The sequence below is a fragment of the Halorubrum sp. SS7 genome (assembly GCF_005435055.1).
Lineage (GTDB): Archaea > Halobacteriota > Halobacteria > Halobacteriales > Haloferacaceae > Halorubrum > Halorubrum salinarum.
Genome location: NZ_SGXV01000262.1, coordinates 327 through 532, shown reverse-complemented (window position 1 = coordinate 532; position 206 = coordinate 327). Strand labels below are relative to the sequence as shown.

The following is a 206-nucleotide window of genomic DNA, read 5'->3' as shown; positions in this document are numbered from 1 at the left end:
ATCGAGTCGAGCTCGTCGATGAAGATGATCGAGGGCGACTCCTCTTTCGCGTCCTCGAATATCTCCCTGAGCTGCTGTTCGGACTCGCCGTAGTACTTCGAGATGATCTCGGGGCCGGCGATCGAGAAGAACGACGCCGACGTCTCGTTGGCGACCGCCTTCGCGAGCAGGGTCTTCCCGGTGCCCGGCGGGCCGTGGAGCAGGAC

At 63.1% G+C, this 206-nt stretch carries 1 protein-coding gene; it reads right to left on the bottom strand.

Annotation, left to right across the window (positions count from 1 at the left end; genetic code table 11):
- Positions 1-206: AAA family ATPase (locus EXE44_RS21670; protein WP_241991895.1), on the bottom strand; the 206-nt coding region annotated here is incomplete at both ends.